17 protein-coding genes, 1 tRNA gene and 1 pseudogene are annotated in these 20,934 nt (G+C 73.5%); 12 read left to right on the top strand and 7 right to left on the bottom strand.

What is annotated here, in order from left to right:
- Positions 1-102: 102 nt before the first annotated feature.
- Positions 103-462, top strand: a pseudogene (locus B056_RS46305) (integrase); the annotation flags it as partial.
- Positions 463-697: 235 nt separating this feature from the next.
- Here B056_RS46305 and B056_RS0134030 read toward each other — a convergent pair.
- A tRNA-Pro gene (locus B056_RS0134030) sits at positions 698-774 on the bottom strand.
- Positions 775-929: 155 nt separating this feature from the next.
- Complete coding sequence (locus B056_RS0134025) at positions 930-1,841, bottom strand: metallophosphoesterase (protein ID WP_026240481.1); 912 nt, start codon at positions 1,839-1,841, stop codon at positions 930-932.
- Positions 1,842-1,941: 100 nt separating this feature from the next.
- Between B056_RS0134025 and B056_RS0134020 the strand changes: the two genes are divergently transcribed.
- Positions 1,942-2,400 (top strand): GatB/YqeY domain-containing protein, encoded by a 459-nt coding sequence (locus tag B056_RS0134020; RefSeq protein WP_018506302.1) that lies wholly within the window; start codon positions 1,942-1,944, stop codon positions 2,398-2,400.
- Positions 2,401-2,569: 169 nt separating this feature from the next.
- Here the strand turns inward: B056_RS0134020 and B056_RS39050 are convergent, their stop codons facing one another.
- On the bottom strand, positions 2,570-4,912 hold the full coding sequence (locus B056_RS39050; protein WP_051105823.1) for a penicillin-binding protein: 2,343 nt from the start codon (positions 4,910-4,912) through the stop codon (positions 2,570-2,572).
- A 798-nt stretch (positions 4,913-5,710) separates the two neighbouring features.
- Here B056_RS39050 and B056_RS0134010 point away from each other — a divergent pair.
- Positions 5,711-6,067, top strand: a complete 357-nt coding sequence (locus tag B056_RS0134010) for a WhiB family transcriptional regulator (protein ID WP_018506300.1) — start codon at positions 5,711-5,713, stop codon at positions 6,065-6,067.
- Between the two features lie 356 nt (positions 6,068-6,423).
- Here B056_RS0134010 and B056_RS39045 read toward each other — a convergent pair whose 3' ends face one another.
- Both B056_RS39045 and B056_RS0134000 read right to left on the bottom strand, forming a co-directional pair.
- Positions 6,424-7,893 carry an ArsA family ATPase gene (locus tag B056_RS39045; protein WP_020572859.1) on the bottom strand — a complete coding sequence of 490 codons (1,470 nt, stop codon included), beginning with the start codon at positions 7,891-7,893 and terminating at the stop codon, positions 6,424-6,426.
- A complete protein-coding gene (locus B056_RS0134000; RefSeq protein WP_018506298.1) occupies positions 7,890-8,924 on the bottom strand; it encodes an ArsA-related P-loop ATPase in 1,035 nt (344 codons plus the stop codon). Before B056_RS0134000 ends, B056_RS39045 begins: the two co-directional genes overlap by 4 nt.
- Positions 8,925-9,043: 119 nt before the next feature.
- Here B056_RS0134000 and B056_RS43805 point away from each other — a divergent pair, with 119 nt between their 5' ends.
- The 5 genes from B056_RS43805 to B056_RS0133975 all read left to right on the top strand — a co-directional run bounded on the left by B056_RS43805 (position 9,044) and on the right by B056_RS0133975 (position 16,030).
- Positions 9,044-9,202 carry a DUF4177 domain-containing protein gene (locus B056_RS43805; protein WP_018506297.1) on the top strand — a complete coding sequence of 53 codons (159 nt, stop codon included), beginning with the start codon at positions 9,044-9,046 and terminating at the stop codon, positions 9,200-9,202.
- A 79-nt stretch (positions 9,203-9,281) separates the two neighbouring features.
- Positions 9,282-9,773, top strand: a complete 492-nt coding sequence (locus B056_RS0133990) for a RidA family protein (RefSeq protein WP_018506296.1) — start codon at positions 9,282-9,284, stop codon at positions 9,771-9,773.
- Between the two features lie 38 nt (positions 9,774-9,811).
- Positions 9,812-10,834 carry an NUDIX hydrolase gene (locus B056_RS0133985; protein WP_018506295.1) on the top strand — a complete coding sequence of 341 codons (1,023 nt, stop codon included), beginning with the start codon at positions 9,812-9,814 and terminating at the stop codon, positions 10,832-10,834.
- Positions 10,831-11,610 carry an MBL fold metallo-hydrolase gene (locus B056_RS0133980; protein ID WP_018506294.1) on the top strand — a complete coding sequence of 260 codons (780 nt, stop codon included), beginning with the start codon at positions 10,831-10,833 and terminating at the stop codon, positions 11,608-11,610. The genes B056_RS0133985 and B056_RS0133980 overlap by 4 nt, the downstream gene beginning before the upstream one ends.
- Positions 11,611-12,100: 490 nt before the next feature.
- Positions 12,101-16,030 carry a tetratricopeptide repeat protein gene (locus B056_RS0133975; protein WP_018506293.1) on the top strand — a complete coding sequence of 1,310 codons (3,930 nt, stop codon included), beginning with the start codon at positions 12,101-12,103 and terminating at the stop codon, positions 16,028-16,030.
- 491 nt (positions 16,031-16,521) lie between these two features.
- Here the strand turns inward: B056_RS0133975 and B056_RS0133970 are convergent, their stop codons facing one another.
- Together B056_RS0133970 and B056_RS0133965 are read right to left on the bottom strand one after the other, a co-directional pair.
- Positions 16,522-17,211: a Crp/Fnr family transcriptional regulator gene (locus tag B056_RS0133970; protein WP_018506292.1), complete on the bottom strand. Its 690-nt coding sequence runs from the start codon at positions 17,209-17,211 to the stop codon at positions 16,522-16,524.
- Between the two features lie 301 nt (positions 17,212-17,512).
- Complete coding sequence (locus tag B056_RS0133965) at positions 17,513-17,749, bottom strand: hypothetical protein (RefSeq protein ID WP_026240480.1); 237 nt, start codon at positions 17,747-17,749, stop codon at positions 17,513-17,515.
- Positions 17,750-17,868: 119 nt separating this feature from the next.
- On the opposite strand from B056_RS0133965, the gene nth reads away from it, so the two are divergent.
- Genes nth through B056_RS0133945 form a run of 4 tightly spaced genes read left to right on the top strand, consistent with a single transcriptional unit; the run spans position 17,869 to position 20,933 of the window.
- Complete coding sequence (nth, locus tag B056_RS0133960) at positions 17,869-18,594, top strand: endonuclease III (protein WP_018506290.1); 726 nt, start codon at positions 17,869-17,871, stop codon at positions 18,592-18,594.
- Positions 18,591-19,319, top strand: coding sequence for an NUDIX hydrolase (locus tag B056_RS0133955; RefSeq protein WP_018506289.1), 729 nt, complete (start codon positions 18,591-18,593; stop codon positions 19,317-19,319). The genes nth and B056_RS0133955 overlap by 4 nt, the downstream gene beginning before the upstream one ends.
- Positions 19,316-19,732, top strand: a complete 417-nt coding sequence (locus tag B056_RS0133950; RefSeq protein WP_026240479.1) for a cupredoxin domain-containing protein — start codon at positions 19,316-19,318, stop codon at positions 19,730-19,732. The genes B056_RS0133955 and B056_RS0133950 overlap by 4 nt, the downstream gene beginning before the upstream one ends.
- 19 nt (positions 19,733-19,751) lie before the next feature.
- On the top strand, positions 19,752-20,933 hold the full coding sequence (locus B056_RS0133945; protein WP_018506287.1) for a MarP family serine protease: 1,182 nt from the start codon (positions 19,752-19,754) through the stop codon (positions 20,931-20,933).
- The last annotated feature ends 1 nt before the right edge of the window (position 20,934 follow it).

The following is a 20,934-nucleotide window of genomic DNA, read 5'->3' as shown; positions in this document are numbered from 1 at the left end:
TGGTCGGGTCGCCCGGGGGGATCGCACCCCCGGGCTCCCACAGAACGGAGCGTGAACCTCTCGGTTCACTCCGCTCTTCTCACCGTGATCCGGTCGGCATGGATGGCCATGGTGTGGTCGCTGCTCTACGCCCTGACACGCAACGCTCTCGGGCTGATGCTGCTCCGTTCCGCGGGGACACCACGCAGGACGTGGAGCTCCTCGTCCTGCGGCACCAGGTGGCGGTGCTACGACGACAGGTCCACCGCCCGGCGCTGGAACCGGCGGATCGGGTCGTCCTCGCAGCACTGTCCCGGCTGCTGTCCTGGGCCCGCTGGGGTTCGTTCTTCGTCGCCCCGGCCACAGTGCTGCGCTGGCACCGGGACCTCCTCGCACGCAATGGACCTACTCGCGAAGACATCCGGACGGCCATCGGTCCGCCGGGAGATCTGCGATCTGGTCCTGCGCTTCGCGCGGGAGAGCTACCGCCGTCGCCTCTAACCTCAACCGCGGCGCCAGTTCCCCGCCGGTACCAACCAAACACCCAAATCGTCACCATCTGTGACGAAAAAGGGCGAGGGGCTGGGGGGATTCGAACCGCCACCACACCACCGACCTGCACCGTTGCAAAACACCAGCAGCGGAAAGCAACCCATACGGTGCCGGACGATCTATCCGGCACCGTATTTACCCAGGTCAGACATACAATCACTGTGCGTGGTCGGGGTGGCGGGATTCGAACCCACGACCTCTTCGTCCCGAACGAAGCGCGCTACCAAGCTGCGCCACACCCCGTAACCGTGGCTCAGTGTACTAGACGCAAGGATCCAGGTGGTGCGTCGGGGTGTCCCGGTTTTGCCGCGGTCCGCCAGGCCGGCTCCGGCGCTCCGGGCGGGGGCCGGGCGCTGGACACCAACGGGGCGCCCGACGTTGGACGGGCCGGGCGCGGGTCAGCGGCGCTCGGTGAGGGTGAGCAGGGTGGCCTCCGGGCGGCAGTTGAAGCGGAACGGGGCGAACGGCGAGGTACCGAGCCCGGCGGACACGTGCAGCCAGGAGTGCCGCCCGCCGGCCGCGTACCGCGACAGGCCCCAGGCCCGTTCCCGGTCGAGGCCGCAGTTGGTGACCAGGGCGCCGTAGCCGGGCAGCCGGATCTGCCCGCCGTGGGTGTGGCCGGAGAGGATGAGGTCGACCCCGTCCGCCGTGAAGGCGTCCAGCACGTGGGGCTCCGGTGTGTGCGACAGGCCGAGCGCGAGCGCCGTCCCCGGCTCGGGCGGGCCGGAGACCAGGGCGAGCCGGTCGCGGTGCAGGCGGGCGTCGTCCACCCCGCGCAGGTCGAGGGTGCGTCCCCCGACGTCGATCGTGCCCCGGACGTTGGTCAGCTCGCGCCAGCCGCTGGCCGTGGCGAGCGCGCGGGCGAAGCCGGCCCAGTCGAGCGCGGGGCCCTTCGGCGCGGGCTTGTACCCGCGTCTGAGGTAGTGGTGCGGGCTGCGCAGAGTCGGCGCGTGGTAGTCGTTGTTGCCCGGCACGAACAGGCCGGGGAACGTGAAGAGCGGATCGAGCGCGGCGAGCAGCGGGGCCTGGGCCCCCGGGTGGGAAAGCACGTCGCCGGTGAGCACGACAAGGTCGGGGACCAGCCGGGCCAGGTCCGACAGCCAGGCGTACTTGCCGTGCTGGTTCGGGGTGACGTGCAGGTCCGAGATGTGCAGCAGACGCAGCGAGGTGCTCCCCGGAGCGAGGACCGCCACCTCCCGCCGACGCAGCGTGTAGGCGGTTCGCTCGTAGACGCCCGCGTAGAGCGCGGTGCCCAGGCCCGCGGCCGCGAGCCCCGACACCGCGCGGACAGTTCCCCGGCTCGGTCGCATCGGTCCAGTCTCGCCCAGCCGCACGACGACCCGGCGATCCGGGGCCGCGCCGCGGAAACCGCGTGGCCGCCGGTGCGGGTGGGCCGTAGGCTCGTTGACCATGAGCACACTCAAGGAGCGGCTGCGCGAGGATCTCACTGTCGCGATGCGAGCACGTGACGACCTGCGCCTGTCGACGCTGCGCCTTGCCCTCTCCGCGGTGAAGGACGCGGAGGTCGCCGGCACCACCGCCCGGGAGCTCGACGACCCCGAGGTCGAGAAGATCCTGGCCCGAGAGGTCCGCAAGCGCCGGGAGGCGGCGGAGGCGTTCGCCGCCGCCGGGCGGCCCGAGCAGTCCGGCCGCGAGAACGCCGAGGGCGACGTCCTCGCCGGGTACCTGCCCAGCCAGCTCGGCGAGGACGAGCTGCGGACGATCGTCGACGAGGTGATGGCGGAGCTCGGGCTCACCGGGATGAAGGCGATGGGCCAGGTGATGAAGGCCACGCAGGCGCGCGTCGCCGGCCGGGCCGACGGGAAGCGGGTGTCCGAACTCGTCCGCGCCAGACTGAGCGAAACCTGACGACCCGGCCCCGCCGGGGCCCACCCGCCGAAGTGTGTTGCCTGACCAGCACACGGACGGGCTGAGACAACTCACAACGGCGGTGCCCGCCGGGCCGGTACCGCCGGGGCCGCCCGGCGGTACCGGCCCGGCGGTGCTGGCCGGCACCGCCCGTTGCGGAGCCGGGCTTTCAGTTCCGGAGCTGGTTGCGCAGGTCGGGCAGCCCGGCGATGCCGCCACGGCCGTCCCCCGCCGGTGGGGCGACGGGCTGGCCGGGGCGGACGCCGCCACCGTTGGGCAGCAGCACCGCGCCGGTGAGGCCGCCGGAGACCTGGAGCACCACCTCGGTGTCCACCGAGATCTCCCCGGGCCCGGGGGCCATCCCGACGACGATCCCCGGCGGCGCCACGTGCGGCACGGTTTCCGACCGGACCCGGAATCCCAGCGAGCGCAGGACGTACTCGGCTGCCTGCTGGGTCTGGCCGCGGACGTCCGGAAGCGCCTTCTTGGGGACCTGGGGCTGGGTGTTGTCCGGGGCCGGCAACGGCATGACCGGCAGGGCCAGGCCGTCGATCGTCCGGGTCATCGTCCGGGCCCAGACCTGGGCCGGGAATCCACCGCCGAACACCTGGCGGCTGGTGAGCACATTGCGCAGCTGATGGGTGGTGGGCCCACGCGGGTCGGCGAGGGTGACGGCGGTGGCGAGCTGCGGGATGAAGCCCGCGAAGGACGCGGTGCTGAATCCCTCCGCGGTTCCGGTCTTGCCAGCCGCCGGGCGGCCGATCTGGCCGTTGCCGGACGCGGTCCCGTGGTTGATGACACCTTCCAGAACCGAGGTGACGGTGTCCGCGATGCCGGGGGCGAGCACCTGTTCGCAGGGCTTTCCGGTGTTGAAGGCCAGCGGACGGTCGGCCGTCCCGACGCGTTGGGTGATCGAGAGCACCGTGCGGGGATAGCAGCGGTTTCCGCGGGCGGCCAGCGTCGCGTAGGCGGTGGCGAGATCCAGCGTGCTGATCTCGTTCGAGCCGAGGACCGCCGAGCCGTCCACCGGCCCGATGCCCTCCACGCCCTTGCACTCGGGGTCGTTCTCGTCGTTCGGCCGGATCCGGCAGGAGGAGACGCCGAGCCGGCGGGCCATCTCGGCGGTCTTCATGACGCCGAGCCGCTCGGCGAGCTGGATGTAGTAGGTGTTGACCGAGTTCCAGGTCGCCGTGGTGAGCGAGTAGAAGCCGTCCTCGCTCGGGTCGGCGTTGCTGTAGCAGTTCTTCCCGTCCGGATCCGGGTTGGGGAAGCGGTCCGAGTGGTAGCACAGCGGCGAGTGGAAGGTGGTCGACAGCGGGATGTTGTTCTCCAGCGCGGCGGCCAGCGTGAAGACCTTGAACGTGGAGCCGGGCGAGAACGAGTCGGGGTCGACCGGGTAGATCTCCTTGGTGTGGACGAAGTCGGTGGTCAGCGCCGGGGGCTGGTCGTCGACCGGTGTGCCGTATTCCCGGTTCACGGCGAGCGCCAGCACGTTGCCGGTGCCGGGCTGCACCATCGCGACGCCGGCGGCGACCCGGTTCCCGGTGGGGATCACCTCGGACGCGGACGTCTGCGCCGCCCCCTGCGCGACCGGGTCGAGCGTGGTCCGGATGGTGAGCCCGCCCTCGAACAGCAGGCGCCGGGCGTCCTCGGGGGTGGCGGCGAACGTCCGGTCGGCCAGCAGGACCTGGCGTACGTAGGAGCAGAAGAAGGCCGCCGAGGAGTCCTCGCAGGCGTCCGGTGAGCGCGCCGGCCGGTTGAGGACGAGCTCCTCGGCCCGGCCCGCCTTCCACGCCGCGGCGTCGAGGTCGCCGAGCTCGTGCATCCGGTCGAGGACGGTGTTGCGGCGTTCCCTGGCGGCCTGCGGGTGAAGCACCGGGTTGTACGCGGTGGGGTTCTTCACCAGGCCGGCCAGCATCGCCGACTGGGTGACGCTGAGCTGGCTGACGTCGATGTTGAAGTAGTGCCGGGCAGCCGCCTGGATTCCGTAGGCGCCGTCCCCGAAATAGGCGATGTTGAGGTACCGCTCGAGGATCTCGTCCTTGGCGAGGTGTTCTTCCAGGTACAGCGCGTAACGGGCTTCCCGGAGCTTGCGGTCGACGGTCTGCTCGATCGCCGCCGCCTTTTCCTCCGGTGTTCTGGCGGAGGCCAGCAGGACGTTCTTCACGTACTGCTGGGTGAGTGTCGATCCGCCCTGGGTGACCCCGCCGGACTCCTGGTTGGCCAGGTAGGCGCGGATCATTCCGCGGTAGTCGACGCCGGTGTGCTCGTAGAAGCGCGCGTCCTCGATGTCGATGATCGCCTGGCGCATCTGCGGCGGGACCTTGTCCAGGCCGACGATCTCACGGTCCTGCTCGCCGCGGAGCACCGCGATCTCGTTTCCGGCGGCGTCCAGGATGCGTGAGGGCTGGGCCAGCGGGGGAACGGTCAGATTCGCCGGCAGGGACAGGAAATGATCCGCGCCGCCCTTCGCGGTGACGCCGGCCAGGCCGACGACCGGCAGCGCCAGCATGCTGAGCAGAACGCCCGCCGCCACGCTGGTGGTAAGGACGCCGAGCAGCCGTTTCGGGGTGACTCGGCGGCGGCGCGCCGGGTCGGGCCCGAAATGCCGTGGGGCGGGGCCGACCGGCCGTGCGGCGGGGCCGGGAGCCGGCGTGGACGGGCCCGCCTGGCGCGTGGAGCGCGCGTCAGCCGCGCCGCGCGAGTTCGGCCGGATCACGCCTGGACCCACCGTCGCATCGGGAACGCTTCGAATGCTTCGAACATGGGGAACGGAGGGGTGCCCGGAACGCCCCGGGGCCCGGTTCCGGCTTCGGCGACCGGCGCTTCACCGGTGTTTCGGCCTGGTATGAACACTGAGCCCGGGACCCCCTGCTCGAGTCCTCCGCTGCCGTCGACGATGCCCGCCTTCGTCAGGTGCCCGCACCGGCCGCGGCCGAGGCGCTGATCCAGAGTAGTGCGCTGACCCAAACACCGTGCCCGCCCGGGGCCTGCCAGTCCAGGACTGTGGTCCCGCGCACTGCCCGCCCGGGACAACATGGGTGCACACGGCAGGCGTCCAAGCGGCTACCTCATCGAGCTAAGACTACGACGCCACAGCAGGGTCACAGTTGCGTCACCGAAGTGACACACAGGCGTCACAGATCGCACTACTGCGGCGATCGGGATCAATGGCCCGGACTAGTCATTTGGACAACCACCCGTGTGGGGTCTGTGCCGTGGCCACGCCACTCCGTACGGTTTCGGTTCAACGCCACGTCACCACCCGCACGGGCCCCCTGACCCGGACTCGAGAAGAAAGGCAGGTGGCATGACCAGAAGCCTGACCCCACCCGTCAGCCTGTCACGCCGTACCAGTACGACCGGGCTCGTCGGCTCCACCGCCGACGGCGACTGGACGGCCCACGCCGCCTGTCGCGACCTCGACCCGGATGAGCTCTTCGTCCAGGGAGCGGCCCAGAACCGGGTGAAGACCAGGTGCTTCGGGTGCGTCGTGCGCACCGAGTGCCTGGCGGACGCCCTCGACAACCACGTCGAGTTCGGCGTCTGGGGAGGAATGACCGAGCGGGAGCGCCGCGCGCTGCTCCGCCGCCGCCCGGACGTCACCTCCTGGCGGAAGCTGCTCGCGGACGCCCAGGCGGATCACCGCTCCGCGTCCGCCGGCTAGCCCGGCCCCGAGCCCTCATCCGGAGGTGTCCGACGACAGCGGGGTCGACCGGACACCACCACCCCGAACGTGACACCAGCAGTACACATTTGTTTCCATCCGAGTCGCGTATAGCCCGGATGGGCGGTGAAGTCTCCACCAGTGGCGCTGGTCCCCCGCAAGATCCCGGGCAACACGTTCCCCGTGTATGGCCCGGACGGGCGGAGGCCCTCCTTGGACCCGGGTTCACATCGCACCGGCGCGATTCCCGGGGCCGTCACCTCGGCTCCCCCCGAACATGCTCCTCCGAGCGGCAAGCTCCCCGAACGCTTCCCTGAACACGCGCCGCGCGCTCCCACCCGCCGTTTCCCGGCCGGTCAGCCGGCCGCCGCGGCCCGTTCGTCCCCGGCGAGCGCGCGACCGATCTCTCGCAGCCCGGCCAGGTCGTGGACGTCCTCGGACAACGCCTCGACCTCGACGAGTGCCGTGTCCGGATGGGCACTGGTGAACCGTTCACGCAGCCGGACCTCGCGTTCGGCAAGCCGCGCCCGATCGGCGTGGATACGCAGCACAGCCGCGGCCAGCGGATGCTCGCCGTGGTCGGTGAGATTCTCAGCGGCGGCCAGCCCCCGCTCGACGGTCAGCGCGGAGGCGGCGCAGAAGTGCATCCTGTTGACGATCAGTCCCGCGAGCGGCATGCCGTCCGCGTCGAGCCGGTCCACGAAGTAGGACGCCTCCCGCAGCGCGGCCGCCTCGGGCGCCGCGACCACCACGAAAGAGGTGCCGGGCGCCGCGAGCAGGCGGAACGTCTCGTCCGCGCGAGCCCGGAAACCACCGAACATCGTCTCCAGCGCGGCCACGAACTGGCTCACGTCGGCCAGCAGCTGCGCGCCGAGCACCTTCGTGATGATCCGGGTGAACATGCCCAGGCTGGCCCCGATGACCTTCGCGTACGCCCGGCCACCGGCCTTCGCCGGCGCCAGCAGCAGGCGCAGCAGCCGCCCGTCGAGGAAGTCGCCGAGCCGGTTCGGCGCGTCCAGGAAGTCCAGCGCGGAACGGGTCGGCGGGGTGTCGACGACGATCAGGTCCCAGGAGCCGCTGGCGTCGAGCTGCCCCAGCTTCTCCATCGCCATGTACTCCTGCGTGCCGGCGAAGGAGGACGAGAGCGACTGGTAGAACGGGTTCGCGAGCAGCGCCTCGGCCCGTTCGGGCGTGCTGTGCTCCAGGACGATCTCATCGAACGTCCGCTTCATGTCGAGCATCATCGCGTCGAGGCGGCCACCGGCGGCCGGGTCGACCCCCGCGACCTCGCGAGGATTGTTGTCGAGCGCGGTCAGACCGAGCGACTGCGCGAGGCGCCGGGCCGGGTCGATCGTCAGCACCACCACGCGCCGGCCGCGCTCGGCGGCGCGCAGCGCGAGCGCCGCGGCGGTCGTGGTCTTGCCGACCCCGCCCGCTCCGCAGCACACGATGATCCGCTCGGTGTCGAGCATGTCGTCGACGTCCAGCCGCGGGACCCCGGGCGGATGCGGACGCGGCCGCGGCCGGCTCGGCGCCGTCGTCCGCTGACCCCGTCCCGGGGCCCGACGGGCCCCGGTCGTCTTCCGCGGCGCTCCGGGCGTCGTCTTCGCCCGCCCCGTAGTGGTCTTCTTCCCGGCGGCGCGTGACCCTGACCCCGCGGCGCGTGTCCCCGCGGCGCGAGTCGGCTTGCCTGTCGTCGCGCCGGTGCCACCGTCGCCGGACGGCTGCCCGTCGCCGGACGGCTGCCCGCTGCCGGACGGGCCCGCGCCAGCCGGGTCCGCGCCAGCCGGGCTCGTACCGGCCGGGTCGGCGCCCGCGGGGGTCATGGCACCATCCGCTGGGATCGCAGCATCTCGGCGAACCGGTAGAGCGAGCCGAGATCCACGCCGTCCGCCAGCAGCGGCACCTCGTAGACCGGACGTCCCAGCGCGGCGATCTCGGCGCGTTGCGCCGTCTCCAGCGCGACCCGCTCCGCGTGCTGCGCGGCCTCCCAGGCCAAATTCGAGATCAGTTCCTCGGTCGGCTCGATGCCGGCCTCCTTGATGCCGGTGGCGAGTTCCTCCCGGTCGAGCTGGCCACGCCGGGCCAGGTCGAGATCGCCGGGAGCGAGCAGCGGGCTGCGCACCATGTTCACCACCACCGCGCCGACCGGCAGGCCGACCTCGCGCAGCTCCCGGATCCCGTCCACCGTCTCCTGGATCGGCATCTCCTCGAGCAGGGTGACCAGGTGGACCGCCGCCCGGTCGGGCGCCAGCACCGCCATCACACTGTCGGCCTGTGACCTGATCGGGCCCATCCGAGCCAGGCCCGCGACCTCCGCGGTGACGTTCAGGAAACGGGCGATCCGGCCGGTGGGGGGCGCGTCGAGCACGACCGCGTCGTAGGCGAGCCCGCTCGGCCGGGTGCCGTCCGGGCGGTTGACGGCCTCCTTCACCTTGCCGGTGAGGAGCACGTCACGGACACCGGGCGCGACCGTGGTGGCGAAGTCGACGGCGCCGATGCGGCCGAGCGCCCGCCCCGCGCGACGCAGGTTGTAGAACATCTCGAGGTACTCCAGCAGGGCCTCGTCCGCGTCGATGGCCAGCGCGAACACCTCGCCGCCGCCGGGCGCGCTCGCCACCTTGCGCTCCCGGTAGGGCAGCGGCGGGGTGTCGAAGAGCTGGGCGATCTGCTGGCGGCCCTCGACCTCGGTCAGCAGCACGCGGCGCCCGCCCGTGGCCAGCGCGACGGCCAGCGCGCCCGCGACCGTGGTCTTTCCCGTGCCGCCCTTGCCGGTGACGATGTGCAACCGACGGTCCCAGGGGCTGGCGGCCGCCGCTGGCACCTTGGCGTCAGGCGCCCTGTCGTCACCGGTCACGTGCTCGACCGTACCCGTGGGCCGCCGATCCGGACCGCCACGCCCCGGGCCCTCGTCACGGCGGCCACACCGCCTACCCAACCGGGTGGCGGTCCGCGGATGCTCTAGGGTCCATCGTCATGCAGACCAAGTGGGAGTACCTGACTGCCCCGCTCCTGATCCACGCCACCAAGCAGATCCTGGACAACTTCGGCGCCGACGGCTGGGAGCTCGTCCAGGTCGTTCCCGGGCCCAACCCGGAGAGCCTGGTGGCGTACTTCAAGCGGCCGAAGTCCTAGCGCCGAGGTCCTGGTAAGGACACCCGTCTCCGTTCCCCTCCCTGACGGCTCCCTCCTCGACAGAAGGTCGACTCCGACGATGACCGCTCCCGTCCCGTCCGCGGACGCCACGACGCCGTCCGAGCGGCTCGCCGAGCTCGGGCTGGTCCTCCCGGCGGTGCCCACCCCCGCCGGGGCCTACGTGCCCGCGGTGCGCGACGGCGATCTGGTCTGGACGGCGGGGCAGCTCCCGCTGGTGGCCGGGAAGCTGGCCGGGACCGGCCTGGTCGGCGCGGAGATCACCGCCGAGCGGGCCGCCGAGCTCGCCCGGGTGTGCGCGCTCAACGCGCTGGCCGCCGCGGCGTCCGTGGCCGGCGACCTGGACTCGATCATCCGGATCGTGAAGGTCGTCGGCTTCGTCGCGAGCGCGCCGGGGTTCGTCGGCCAGCCGGTCGTCCTGAACGGTGCCAGCGAGCTGCTCGGTGCCGTCTTCGGTACCGCCGGGCTGCACGCGCGCTCCGCCGTCGGGGTCGCGGCGCTCCCCCTGGGAGCGCCCGTGGAGGTGGAGCTCGTCGTCCGCGTGGCCGGCTGACCTCGTCTTCTGTCGGCCGCACGATCTACCATCAGAGGATGGTTGATCTTCAGGCGGCGCTGGTCGCCCGGTTCGGCACGTCCCGCCGGGTGGAACCGGAGGAGGAACTCCGACTGGCCCGGCTGGCCGTCGAGCCGTCCCCCGCCCGGGACGCCGCGACCGTCGTCTTACTCCGGGACGCGCCGGCCGGTCCCGGTATCGAGGCCTACCTCCTCCGGCGGACCCGGGCGATGTCGTTCGCGAGCGGCATGCACGTCTTCCCCGGCGGGCGGGTCGACCCGGCCGACTCCGCCGAGGACCTTCCGTGGGTCGGCCCCGCCGTCGCGGAGGTGATGCCGGGGCTGGACGACGATCACACCAGGGCCCGGGCCCTGGTGTGCGCGGCCGTCCGGGAGACCTTCGAGGAGTGCGGCGTCCTGCTCGCCGTCCCGGCCGACGGGGCTGGTCCTCCAGGCACGAATCCTCCTGGTCCTCCAGGCACGAATCCTCCAGGCACGAACGATCCGGGCACCGGCAAGCCGGCCGCTGCTGATCAGGGCGACGGCGATCCGGGCTGGGCCGCCGAGCGGCGGGCGGTGGAGAGCCGCCGCAGCGGGCTCGGCGAGCTGCTGGCCCGGCGCGGGCTGGCCCTGCGGGCCGACCTGCTGGCCCCGTGGGCCCGTTGGATCGCCCCCGAGCTGGAGCCACGGCGGTACGACACCAGGTTCTTCGTCGCCGCGCTGCCGGCCGGGCAGCTGCCGGGCGAGCAGGCGACCGAGCTCTCGACCGAGGCCGACGGGATGCTGTGGATCAGCCCGCTGGAGGCGCTGGAACGGTTCGTCGCCGGCGAGATCGGCATGCTCCCGCCCACCGCCTTCACCCTCGCCGAGCTGTCGGCCCACGACGACGTCGCCGGTGCGCTCGCGGCCGCGCGCACCCGTGACCTCAGCCCGATCATGGCGCGGATCGACGTCAGCGACGGCCGCTGGCGGCTGTTGTTCCCGCACCTGTCAGCACCGGACGGCGCGCCGGCCGCGGGCGCGGCCACGGGCGCGGGCGCGCACAGCGGTGGGCCGCGGTGACCGCCCCGCGTCAGGTCACGACGCTGGCCTCCGTCGTCCTCGCGCCGAATCCCGGCCCGATGACCCTCGACGGCACGAACACCTGGATCCTGCGGTCGCCGGGCGAGGCCGGCTGCGTGGTGGTCGATCCCGGCCCCGACCACGCCGAGCACCTCGCCCGGGTCGCGGCGGCCGGCCCGGTGCGCACGATCCTGCTGACCCACGGGCACCGCGACCACAGCGCGGGCGCCGCGACGCTGCACGCGCTGACCGGGGCGCGGGTGCGCGCCCTCGACCCGGCGCACCGACTGGGCTCGGAGGGCCTGGGCGCCGGGGACGTCGTCGCCGCCGCCGGGGTCGAGCTGCGGGTGCTGGCCACCCCCGGTCACACCTCGGACTCGCTGTCCTTCGTGCTGGCCGGCGACGACGAGCACCCCGCCGTGCTCACCGGCGACACCATCCTGGGGCGCGGCAGCACGGTCGTCGCCCACCCCGACGGCCGGCTGGCCGACTACCTCTCCAGCCTGCGCCTGCTGCGCGAGCTCGGCGAGGCCACCGTGCTGCCGGGCCACGGTCCCGAGCTGCCGGCGGCCGGGCGGGCGGCGCAGGCCTACCTGGAGCACCGGGCCCGGCGGCTCGATCAGGTGGTCTCCGCGTTAGCCGTTCTGGGCACGTCGGCCGAGCAGGCGACACCCGCCGACGTGGTCCGGATCGTCTACGCGGACGTCGACGTGGCGCTGTGGCCGGCGGCCGAGTTGTCCGTTCGGGCCCAGTTGGACTACCTCCGCCGACGCTGAGCCACCCGCGCGGCGGACACGCCGCGGGCACGCGGCCACCGCGGCGCGCGCCGGTTCGTCAGGCCCGGCGCAGGTCAGGGCCCCGGCGACGGGCACCGCGGGTGGCCGGGGCAGCCAAGGCGGCCACCCGGGGTCCGCGCCTGCCCGCAACCTGCCGAAAGCCGCGGGTCATCTCCCGGAAACCGGGTAGGCAAGTGAGCTGCGCCACTATAGAGGCTGGCCGCCCATGGTCTGGATCCCGGCGAACCGGGCCAGGTCGGCCATCCGACACACCTTGATCCAGAAAGGGAGACGAAGGCCACTAAACTTTCCGGCGGAGGAGACCGCTCGTGCGCTTTGTGACCCTTTGGACCATTGGTACCGACCGCGGGCCCTCGTACCCGCGGGACGTGACCGACCGCGCGCGCTCCGGTGCCGGCCCCGGCCCGGCCTTCCGATCCAGCGGTTCGCGCGGCCCAGCGATCTTCCGGCGGAGAGGAACCGGTCCACGATGGTGATCAGCTCCCCCACGACCGGTCCGCTGGTCTGCCCCAGATGCGGCACCCCGACGGTGCCCGGCGGGCGGTTCTGCTTCAACTGCGGGCTCCGGTTCACCCAGACCGACACGCCACGCGCCGAGGCCGCCGAGCGCCGGGTCGTCACCGTCCTGTTCGGCGACCTGTCCGACTTCACCGCCTGGGCGGAGGACCGCGACCCCGAACGGGTCGGCGAGGTCACCGACCGTGTCCTCGCCGCGCTCGCCCACGAGGTCGACGAGGTCGGCGGCCGGGTCGACAACCTCAGCGGCGACGGGATCATGGCCGTCTTCGGCGCGCCGACGGCGCACGAGGACGACCCCGAGCGCGCCGTGCGCGCCGCGGCCGCGATGCAGGAGACGGCCCGCCGCCTGATCATGGACGAGGGCGGCGACAGCAGCCCGCTCGGTCTGCGGGTCGGCGTCAACACCGGCGAGGTGCTCGCCGGTGTGCAGGCGGCGCTGTCCTACACGGTCATCGGGGACACGGTGAACACCGCCGCGCGGCTGTCCGGCGCGGCCGCGGTGGGCACCGTCTACGCCGGTCGGGACACGGTCACCGCCACCCGTTCCGTCGCCACCTGGCGCGACCTGCCGCCCCTGGTGCTCAAGGGCAAGCGCGAGCCGGTGCCCGCCTACGAGCTGGTCAGCCTGCGTCCGTCCAACATCGCCCGGCCGGGCCTGGCCGACGACGCGACGTTCATCGGGCGCGATCGGGAGCTGGCCGAGCTCAACCGCTACTTCGCCGGCGTGGTCGACGCCGGCCAGCCCGACATGGCAGTGATCATCGGCGAGGCCGGCATCGGCAAGACCCGGCTGGCTCGGGAGCTGGCCGAGGCCGTCGAGGCCGCGGGCGCGACCGTGCTGTGGGGGCGCACCGTGCGCCACGGCGACGTCCGCGACCTCGCCCCGCTGATCGACCTCATCCGCGGGGCGTGCGGCATCACCGACGGCGACACCCTCGACCGGGTCGCCGACCGGGTGCGCCGCACCGTCGCCGGCCTGACCCACCCGATCTTCGGGACGAAGCTGCCGAGCGGCATCGGCGACCGCCTGCTCGGGATGCTCGGCGTGCCGCCGGACCGCCGTCCCAGCGCCGGGGCGACCACCCCGCCGGGTGACCCGGTCAGCCGGGCCTCCCACGGCGAGGCGGTCCAGCGGGCGGTCGACGACGCCGTCGAGACGGTCGGTCTGCTGCTGAGCGCGCTGGCGGTCCGCAACCCGGTGCTGGTCGTCGTCGACGACCTGGAGTGGGCGACCAGCCGGCTGACGACGGCCCTGCGCCGGTTGACGACGACCCTCAACGGCCCGGTGATGCTCGTCCTGCTCGACCGGGAGAGCCCGCAGTTCTCCGACCTCATCGGCGCGCGCCGGATCGCGCTCAGCCCGCTGCCGGAGAACGCGGCCCGCGCCCTGCTCAAGGACTACCTGGGTGAGCCCGGGCTCTCCCGGGCGACCCAGGCCGAGCTGCTGGCCCGGGTGCACGGGAACCCGTTCTTCCTGACCGAGCTGCTCAACCTGCTGGTGGACCGCGGTCTGCTGCACCAGGTGCCCGACCCGGGCGGCGGCGAGGGGATGCGCTGGGTACTGGAGGGCTCGCTGGCCGCGACCGTCCTGCCCGCCGGTGTCCAGTCGGTGCTGGCCGCCAGGATCGACGACCTGGACGCGGCGGCCAAGGCCGCCCTGCGGGCGGCGGCCGTGCTCGGCGCGCGCTTCCCCGCCGAGGCGCTCCAGGTCGTCGGCGAGCGCCCGGCGGCCGAGGTCGAGCGCGCGCTGTCGGTGCTCACCGAACGTCAGATCGTCCGCCCGCCGCGGCAGGGCGAGACCCTGTGGCGGTTCGTGCACCCGATGGCGCGCGACGTCGCCTACTCGGGCCTGCCGAAGGTGGAGCGGGCGCGCCGGCACGCCACGGCCGCGCGCTGGGGCGTCACGGCGATGATCGGTTCGTCGCGTGAGGTGTCGACCTTCGTCGCCACGCACGCGCTGCGCGCCTACGACCTGGCCGCCTCGATGGCGCTGGCCGCCGGCGACCCGGCCTGGTCGGCGCGGGAGGCCGGCTTCCACGCGCACGTCCGGCTGGCCCGCTCGGCGCTGGCCCGCGACGACCACCGGACCGCCGCGGACCTGCTCGCCGACGCCCGCCGGCTCGGGCGGGGCGTGATCGACGGCGACGACGACATCAACGTGCGGATCCTGCACGCCGAGGCGCTGGTCTGGCTGCGCCGCCTCGACGAGGCGGAACGCACGCTGCGCCCGGCGCTGCGGGTGAACGTCCCGAGCCGGCGCGCCGCCGCCTACGCGGTGCTCGGTGAGCTGCGGCAGAAGCAGGGCCGCGGCGAGGAGGCCCGCCAGTCGCTGATCACGGCGCTGGAGGCCGCGCACCGGGCCGGCGACGACCGGGCGGTCGCCGCCGCGCTGCGCCGGCTCGGCCTGCTCGAGTACGCCGCCGGCCGTATCCAGGCCGCCGAGGAGCGCTACCGCGAGGCGCTCTCCCTGGCCCGCCGGGTCGACGACCCCCGCGGGGTCGGGTGGGCGTTGCAGCACCTGGCGTGGAGCGCCACCACCCGGGGGGACTACGCGCAGGCCGAGCGCACGCTGCGCGAGGCATCCGCGGTGTTCGAGCGGCTGGAGGACGCCGGTGGGCTCGGCTGGTGCTCCGGTACCGAGGCCCTCGTGCTGCTGCTCTCCGGCCAGCTCACCCGGACCCGCAAGGTCTCCCGGGTGCTCATCAACCTCGCCGAGTCGATGCGCGAGCGCTGGGGACAGGCGGTCTGCCTGACGATCGACGCGGTCGCCGCGGCCGAGCTCGGCGACATCGAGACCGCCGAGACCGAGGCGGCCCGCGCCGCGGAGCTGTTCACCGAGACCGGCGACAGCTGGGGGCGCACCATGACCCTCATCGCGCGCGGGCTGGCCGCCCGCGGGGCCGGCCGCCCCCGGCGCGGGGCGGACCTGCTGACCGAGGCGTGCGCGGAGGCGGCGTCCACCGGGCACGTGCTCATCGGCGCCTTCGCCCAGGTGCTGCTCGGCCTGACCCGGCTGGACGCCGGCGAGGTGGACGCCGCGGAGGAGGCCGCCCAGCGGGCCCTGGCCGACCTGGACCGGCTGGAGCTGCGCCCGCACGCCCAGCTCGGGGCGAAGGTGCTCGTCGCGCAGATCGCGCGGGCGCGCGGCCGCCTCGACGAGGCGATCACCGAGCTGCGGGGCGCGCTGTCCGCCAGCGAGCCGGCGACGCTGATGTTCCCGCGCCGGCAGGCCTACGCCCATCTCGCGGGCACCCTGCTCGACGCGGGCGAGCCCGACGAGGCCCTGCGGGTAGCCCGCCAGGCGGTCGGAGTGGACGCCGAGGACGTCCGGGCCCAGGTGCTGGCGTACCGGGCGCTGGGAACGGTCCTGGCGGCGCACGGTGACATCGAGGGCAGCCGCGAGGCCTACGAGCAGGCTCTGGCCGCCGCGACGGCCACCGGCGCCGTCAGCGAGGCGCCGCAGACCCGGCGGCTGCTCGCGGCCCTGCCGGGATCCGTTCCAAACGACCTCGGCGTACCAGACGGCCTCGGCACGGAGGACGGCCTCGACGCGGAGGACCGCCTGGGCGCGCCAGACGCCCCGGGCCCGGAGGACGGGCTGAGCGCGGCGGATGGGCTGAGCGCGGCGGATGGGCTGAGCGCGGCGGATGGACTGAGCGCGCCGCAGGACGGTCCGGCCGCCCAGGACGACCTGAGCGCCCAGGACGGGCTGGGCGCGGCGGCCGCGCTGGCGAAGGTGAGTGTGAACGGGTCGGCGGCGCGGGCCAGGTCGGCGGTGCGCCTGTCGCGATCACCGATCGTGGTGGTGCCGGCGTCCGACCCGTCTGGTGAGACCGTGCCCTCGGTGGAGATGCCGCCCGCCGAGGGCACCGGCCGGTAGCCGCACGGCGGTGGCTTACACCGCCGTGACACCGGTGACGTCGGATGATCCCCCGCATCCCCCTCGGGCAGGTCGGCGCGGGAAGATCAGGAAGAGGACGCTGTCCGCGGTGCGGGGCTCAGCCACTCGCCGTCTGGTTTCTTTCTCGCCGTTTCGGGGGTCGTTTCGACCGGGATGCTGCCCGAAAAGGCGAGAAGGGTACGAAAGGGCGAGCAGGCTGCCCCCGGAGCGCGAGGAAGCCTGTCCGATACATGGCGGTCCGCCCGGCCTTCGGACAGGGCGCCGGTACGAGGTCGTCCGCACGACCCACGAACGTTCGTGGTCAGCGCGCTGGACGGCCGCCAGCCACACAGCCGGCGGCCGGCTGCCGCATGGGACGTCTGCCGCATGGGACGTCTGCCGCGCGGATGCGTCCCCCGGATCCGGCGGCGGCGGCGGATCCGGGGGACGAGCGGGCAGGGGACAGGCCGGTTTTCAAACCGGCGGTGGGTTCAGCGGGCCCGGCGGGCGAGCCGCTCACGATCGAGCAGCACGACGGCGCGGGAATCCAGCCGGAGCCACCCACGGGTGGCGAAGTCGGCGAGCGCCTTGTTCACCGTCTCCCGCGAGGCTCCGACGAGTTGGGCCAGCTCCTCCTGAGTGAGGCCGTGTTCGACCCGGACCCCGGCCGCCTCGTTACCCGGCTGGGCCGGTTCGCCGAAGCGGTCGGCCAGGTCGAGCAGCGCCTTGGCGACGCGACCGGGCACGTCGGTGAACACCATGTCCGCCATCGTGTCGTTGGTCCGCCGCAGGCGGCGGGCCAGCACACGCAGCAGCAACGCTCCGGCCTCGGGCCGGGAACGCAGCCAGGGCCGCAGCGCGGTGTGCTCCAGCGCGACGAGCGACGCGTCGGTCACGGCGGTCGCCGTCGCGGTGCGCGGCCCGGGATCGAACAGGGAGAGCTCTCCGAACAGGTCTCCCGGCCCCATCACATACAGCAGGTTCTCCCGCCCATCGGCGGACTGGCGTCCTATCTTGACCTTGCCGGACAGGACCACGAAAACGCGGTCGCCGACATCCCCTTCGCGGAACAGCACATCGCCACGGGTCACGTCCTGCCGGTCCAGGTGATCGGAAAGCGCCTGGCGGTCGGGCTCGGACAACCCGGCGAACAGCGGAACGCGGGCTAGCAGATCGTCCACGCCCTGAGCATGCCAGGACGCGGGACGCAGAGCACGGTCAGGGACCCCCATCGGCCTGACCAGGTCACGCAGATGCACCCGAATGCTCTGTTCTGATACGTAAAGTGACGCAGGAAGGACCACCAAAGTGGTTCAGGTCACAATCTGCTCAGTACGGCCGATCGGCACCGGCCCGATCGTGCCACTTCCGGCGGGGGTCACATCGGCACAGCCCGACCCAGTTCAGGAGGGTTGTCGGAGGGTCGTTCGGGGGTCTGGAGGGCCTGACACGCGACACGCCCGGGGCCGCCCTGGTTGCCCGTCAGGCGGCACGGTGCTTGCCCGGCGGCGTGCGGCGAAGCCGGCGCCGGTAACGCTCGAGCGCGGCCGGCAGGCCCTGCTGGACGAACGTGGCGACCTCGTCGGGGCGGGCGCTGTCGAGGAAGCCCTCGAGCCCCTTGCCCGTGTCGGCGGCGTTGAGTGGCCGCTCGACCCGCTCCATCGCCAGCAGGAGCGCGAGCAGCACCAATGGGAACGTGATCGCGGCAAAGACAAACATGGCCTGTCCATGGTCGCCGATGTCGGCCGCGAGCCCGCACCCGGGGGGTCGACGCGCCCTGCCGGACCACGGCGAAGCGACGGGTCCCGCGGGCTGACCCGGCGGATACGCTGCGAGGCATGGCAACCACCGTCGACGCGCAAGCCGAGACGGCGCTGGCGCGCACCCGGCGCGCCCGGCGGATCGTGCGCGCCCTCGGCGAGCTCCACCCCGACGCCCGCATCGCGCTGCATTTCAGCGGTCCGCTGGAGCTTCTCGTCGCCACGGTGCTGTCGGCGCAGTGCACGGACAAGAAGGTCAACGAGGTCACGCCGGGCGTCTTCGCCCGCTACCCCACCGCCGCCGCCTACGCCGCCGCGGACCGCGACGAGCTCGAGGCGATCCTGCGGCCCACCGGCTTCTTCCGGGCGAAGGCGAACTCGCTGATGGGCATCGGCGCCGCCCTGGTCGAGCGTTTCGACGGCGAGGTCCCGGGCCGGTTGGAGGCCCTGGTGACCCTGCCCGGCGTGGGCCGCAAGACCGCGAACGTCGTGCTGGGCCATTATTTCGGCGTCCCCGGGATCACGGTCGACACCCATGTCGGGCGGCTCTCCCGCCGTTTCGGCCTGACCACCGAGAGCGATCCCGTCCGGGTCGAGAGCGATCTCGCCGCGCTGATCGAGCGGCGCGACTGGACGATCGCCTCCGACCGCATGATCTTCCACGGCCGCCGGGTGTGCCACGCCCGCCGGCCGGCCTGCGGCGCCTGCGCCGTCGCGCGGCTGTGCCCGTCCTTCGGTGCCGGCCCGACCGAGGCGGCCGAGGCGGCCCGGCTCGTCCGTGGGGACGCCGAGGCGGCGCGGTGAGCGACCCCGCCCCGGTTCCGCCGTGGCTGACCGCGCTGGTGGCGGCGGTGGGCGACGGCATCCCCGTCCAGACGCGACACAACCGTCAGACGCGGCCGGGTGGGCGGGCCGCGGCCGTCCTGATCCTGTTCGGGGAGGGTCCGCAGGGGCCGGACGTGCTGCTCCTGCAGCGGGCCGCCGACATGCGCGACCACGCCGGGCAACCGGCGTTCCCGGGCGGTGGCGCCGACGAGACCGACGCGTCGATGGCCGCGACGGCGCTGCGCGAGGCGGAGGAGGAGGTCGGGCTCGACCCGGCCGGCGTCGAGGTCCTGGCCACCGCCAGCCCGCTCTACCTGGCGGCGAGCCACTTCCTCGTCACCCCCGTGCTCGCCTGGTGGCGCGCGCCCAGCGCGGTGGACGCGGTCGACCCGGCGGAGACGTCCTCGGTGGCCCGGGTGCCCGTCGCGGAGCTCGCCGACCCGGCCAACCGGATCCTGCTGTGGCATCCGTCCGGCTTCGGCAGTCCGGCGTTCCGCGTCCGCGGTATGACCGTCTGGGGCTTCACCGCGGGCGTCCTGGACGCCCTGCTGCGGGCCGGCGGGTGGGAGCGCCCGTGGGACACCACGACGAGGGTGGACGTACCCGAGATCACCGCGGCGATCTCCGCGGCCATGGCCCTCCCCCGCGCGGTGGTGGAGCCGCGGGAACCACTCGGCGAAGCGGGCGGTACCGTCGGAAGATGACCTCAAGATCCGCTCGATCGGCCCTGGTCGCGCTGGCCACGGCCGTGGCGGTGCTCACCGCGCTGACCGGGTGCGGGAGCGGTGGCGACGACGCCGGCCCACCTTCGGCCGCGGCGACGCTGGCCCCGAGCGTCAGTGACGGTGTCCAGGTCTTCGCCGTGGTCGGCCAGGTGGACCAGACGTTCTCCGCCCGGGAGCTCGTCGCCCACCCCGGCACGATCCGGGTCGACTTCTCGGTCGCCAAGGGGTCCGCGCCGCACAACTTCGTCATCTCCGCCATCCCCGGTGCCACCACGAGGATCGTCAGCGCCGGCAACTCACAGTCGATCACGTTCACCGCCGACAGGCCCGGGCGATATCCGGTGGTCTGCACCCTGCACCAGGGCATGACCGCCACCCTTGTGATCGTCTGAGCTCGGCCGACGAGCCCCGGTGAACCTTCTCGATCTCGTTCTGATCGTCCTGGTCGTGATGTTCGCGGTCTCCGGGTATCGCCAGGGGTTCGCGGTGGGGGCGCTGTCGTTCGTCGGCTTCCTCGGCGGCGGCGTACTCGGCGCCAAGGTGGCGCGGCCCTTCGCCGAGCTCATCGGCCGCGAGGAGGACGGCGCGCTGGTCGGCCTCCTCGTCGTGGTCGGCCTGGCCCTCATCGGGCAGGTCGCGGGCACGGCGCTCGGGGCGACCCTGCGCGGCCGGCTCACCTGGCGGCCGGGCCAGCGGCTGGACTCGGTCGCCGGCGCCGTGCTCTCCGGCGTGTCCGTGCTGCTGGTCGCCTGGCTCGTCGCGACCGCCGTCGACCGTTCGCCGTTCCAGACTCTCGCCCGCGCCGCCCGCGGGTCCGAGGTGCTGGGCGTCGTCGACACCACCATGCCGGACGACGTCCGGCACACCTTCTCCGACCTGCGCCGGCTGATGGACGACCAGGGCTTCCCCGAGGTGTTCGCCGGCCTGGACGGTGAGCGCATCGTGGCCGCCGACCCACCGGACCCGGCGATCGTCGGCGCGCCCGCCGTGCGGGACGCCGCGGCGAGCATCATCAAGGTGCGGGGGCAGGCGCCGTCCTGCGGGAAGCAGGTGGAGGGCACCGGCTTCGTCTTCGCGCCCCAGCGGGTGATGACGAACGCGCACGTCGTGGCCGGTGTCACCGAGGCCGTCGTGGAGGTGGACTCCGGGACGCTGCGGGCCGAGGTCGTGCTGTTCGACCCCGACCGGGACGTGGCCGTCCTGTATGTGCCGGGGCTGCTCCGGCCGCCGCTGCGCTTCCAGTCCGAGCCGCCCGGCGACACCGGCGACTCGGCGGTCGTCGCCGGCTATCCCCAGGACGGCCCGTACACCACCGTGGCCGCGCGCATCCGCAACGAGCAGACCGCGCGGGCGCCGGACATCTACTCCCGTGGCACGGTGCGCCGCGAGATCTACGCGATCCGCGGGCGGGTCCGGCCGGGCAACTCCGGCGGGCCACTGCTCTCCAGCGCCGGAACGGTCTACGGCGTGGTCTTCGCCGCCGCCACCGACAACAACGACACCGGGTACGTGCTGACGGCCGACGAGGTCAGCGAGCCCGCGCGGCAGGGAGCCCAGGCCCTCGTGCCGGTGAGCACCCAGAGCTGCGACTGAC

The organism is Parafrankia discariae, assembly GCF_000373365.1.
GTDB classification, from domain to species: Bacteria; Actinomycetota; Actinomycetes; order Frankiales; family Frankiaceae; genus Parafrankia; species Parafrankia discariae.
This window is presented reverse-complemented; position numbering and strand designations above follow the sequence as displayed.

Bases quoted from the DNA above. Each gene is read 5' to 3' on its own strand.
- B056_RS0134025 (WP_026240481.1), bottom strand. From the start codon at position 1,841: ATGCGACCGAGCCGGGGAACTGTCCGCGCGGTGTCGGGGCTCGCGGCC.
- B056_RS0134020 (WP_018506302.1), top strand. From the start codon at position 1,942: ATGAGCACACTCAAGGAGCGGCTGCGCGAGGATCTCACTGTCGCGATG.
- B056_RS39050 (WP_051105823.1), bottom strand. From the start codon at position 4,912: ATGCTGGCGCTGCCGGTCGTCGGCCTGGCCGGCGTCACCGCGAAGGGC.
- B056_RS0134010 (WP_018506300.1), top strand. From the start codon at position 5,711: ATGACCAGAAGCCTGACCCCACCCGTCAGCCTGTCACGCCGTACCAGT.
- B056_RS39045 (WP_020572859.1), bottom strand. From the start codon at position 7,893: ATGACCCCCGCGGGCGCCGACCCGGCCGGTACGAGCCCGGCTGGCGCG.
- B056_RS43805 (WP_018506297.1), top strand. From the start codon at position 9,044: ATGCAGACCAAGTGGGAGTACCTGACTGCCCCGCTCCTGATCCACGCC.
- B056_RS0133990 (WP_018506296.1), top strand. From the start codon at position 9,282: ATGACCGCTCCCGTCCCGTCCGCGGACGCCACGACGCCGTCCGAGCGG.
- B056_RS0133985 (WP_018506295.1), top strand. From the start codon at position 9,812: ATGGTTGATCTTCAGGCGGCGCTGGTCGCCCGGTTCGGCACGTCCCGC.
- B056_RS0133975 (WP_018506293.1), top strand. From the start codon at position 12,101: ATGGTGATCAGCTCCCCCACGACCGGTCCGCTGGTCTGCCCCAGATGC.
- B056_RS0133965 (WP_026240480.1), bottom strand. From the start codon at position 17,749: ATGTTTGTCTTTGCCGCGATCACGTTCCCATTGGTGCTGCTCGCGCTC.
- nth (WP_018506290.1), top strand. From the start codon at position 17,869: ATGGCAACCACCGTCGACGCGCAAGCCGAGACGGCGCTGGCGCGCACC.
- B056_RS0133950 (WP_026240479.1), top strand. From the start codon at position 19,316: ATGACCTCAAGATCCGCTCGATCGGCCCTGGTCGCGCTGGCCACGGCC.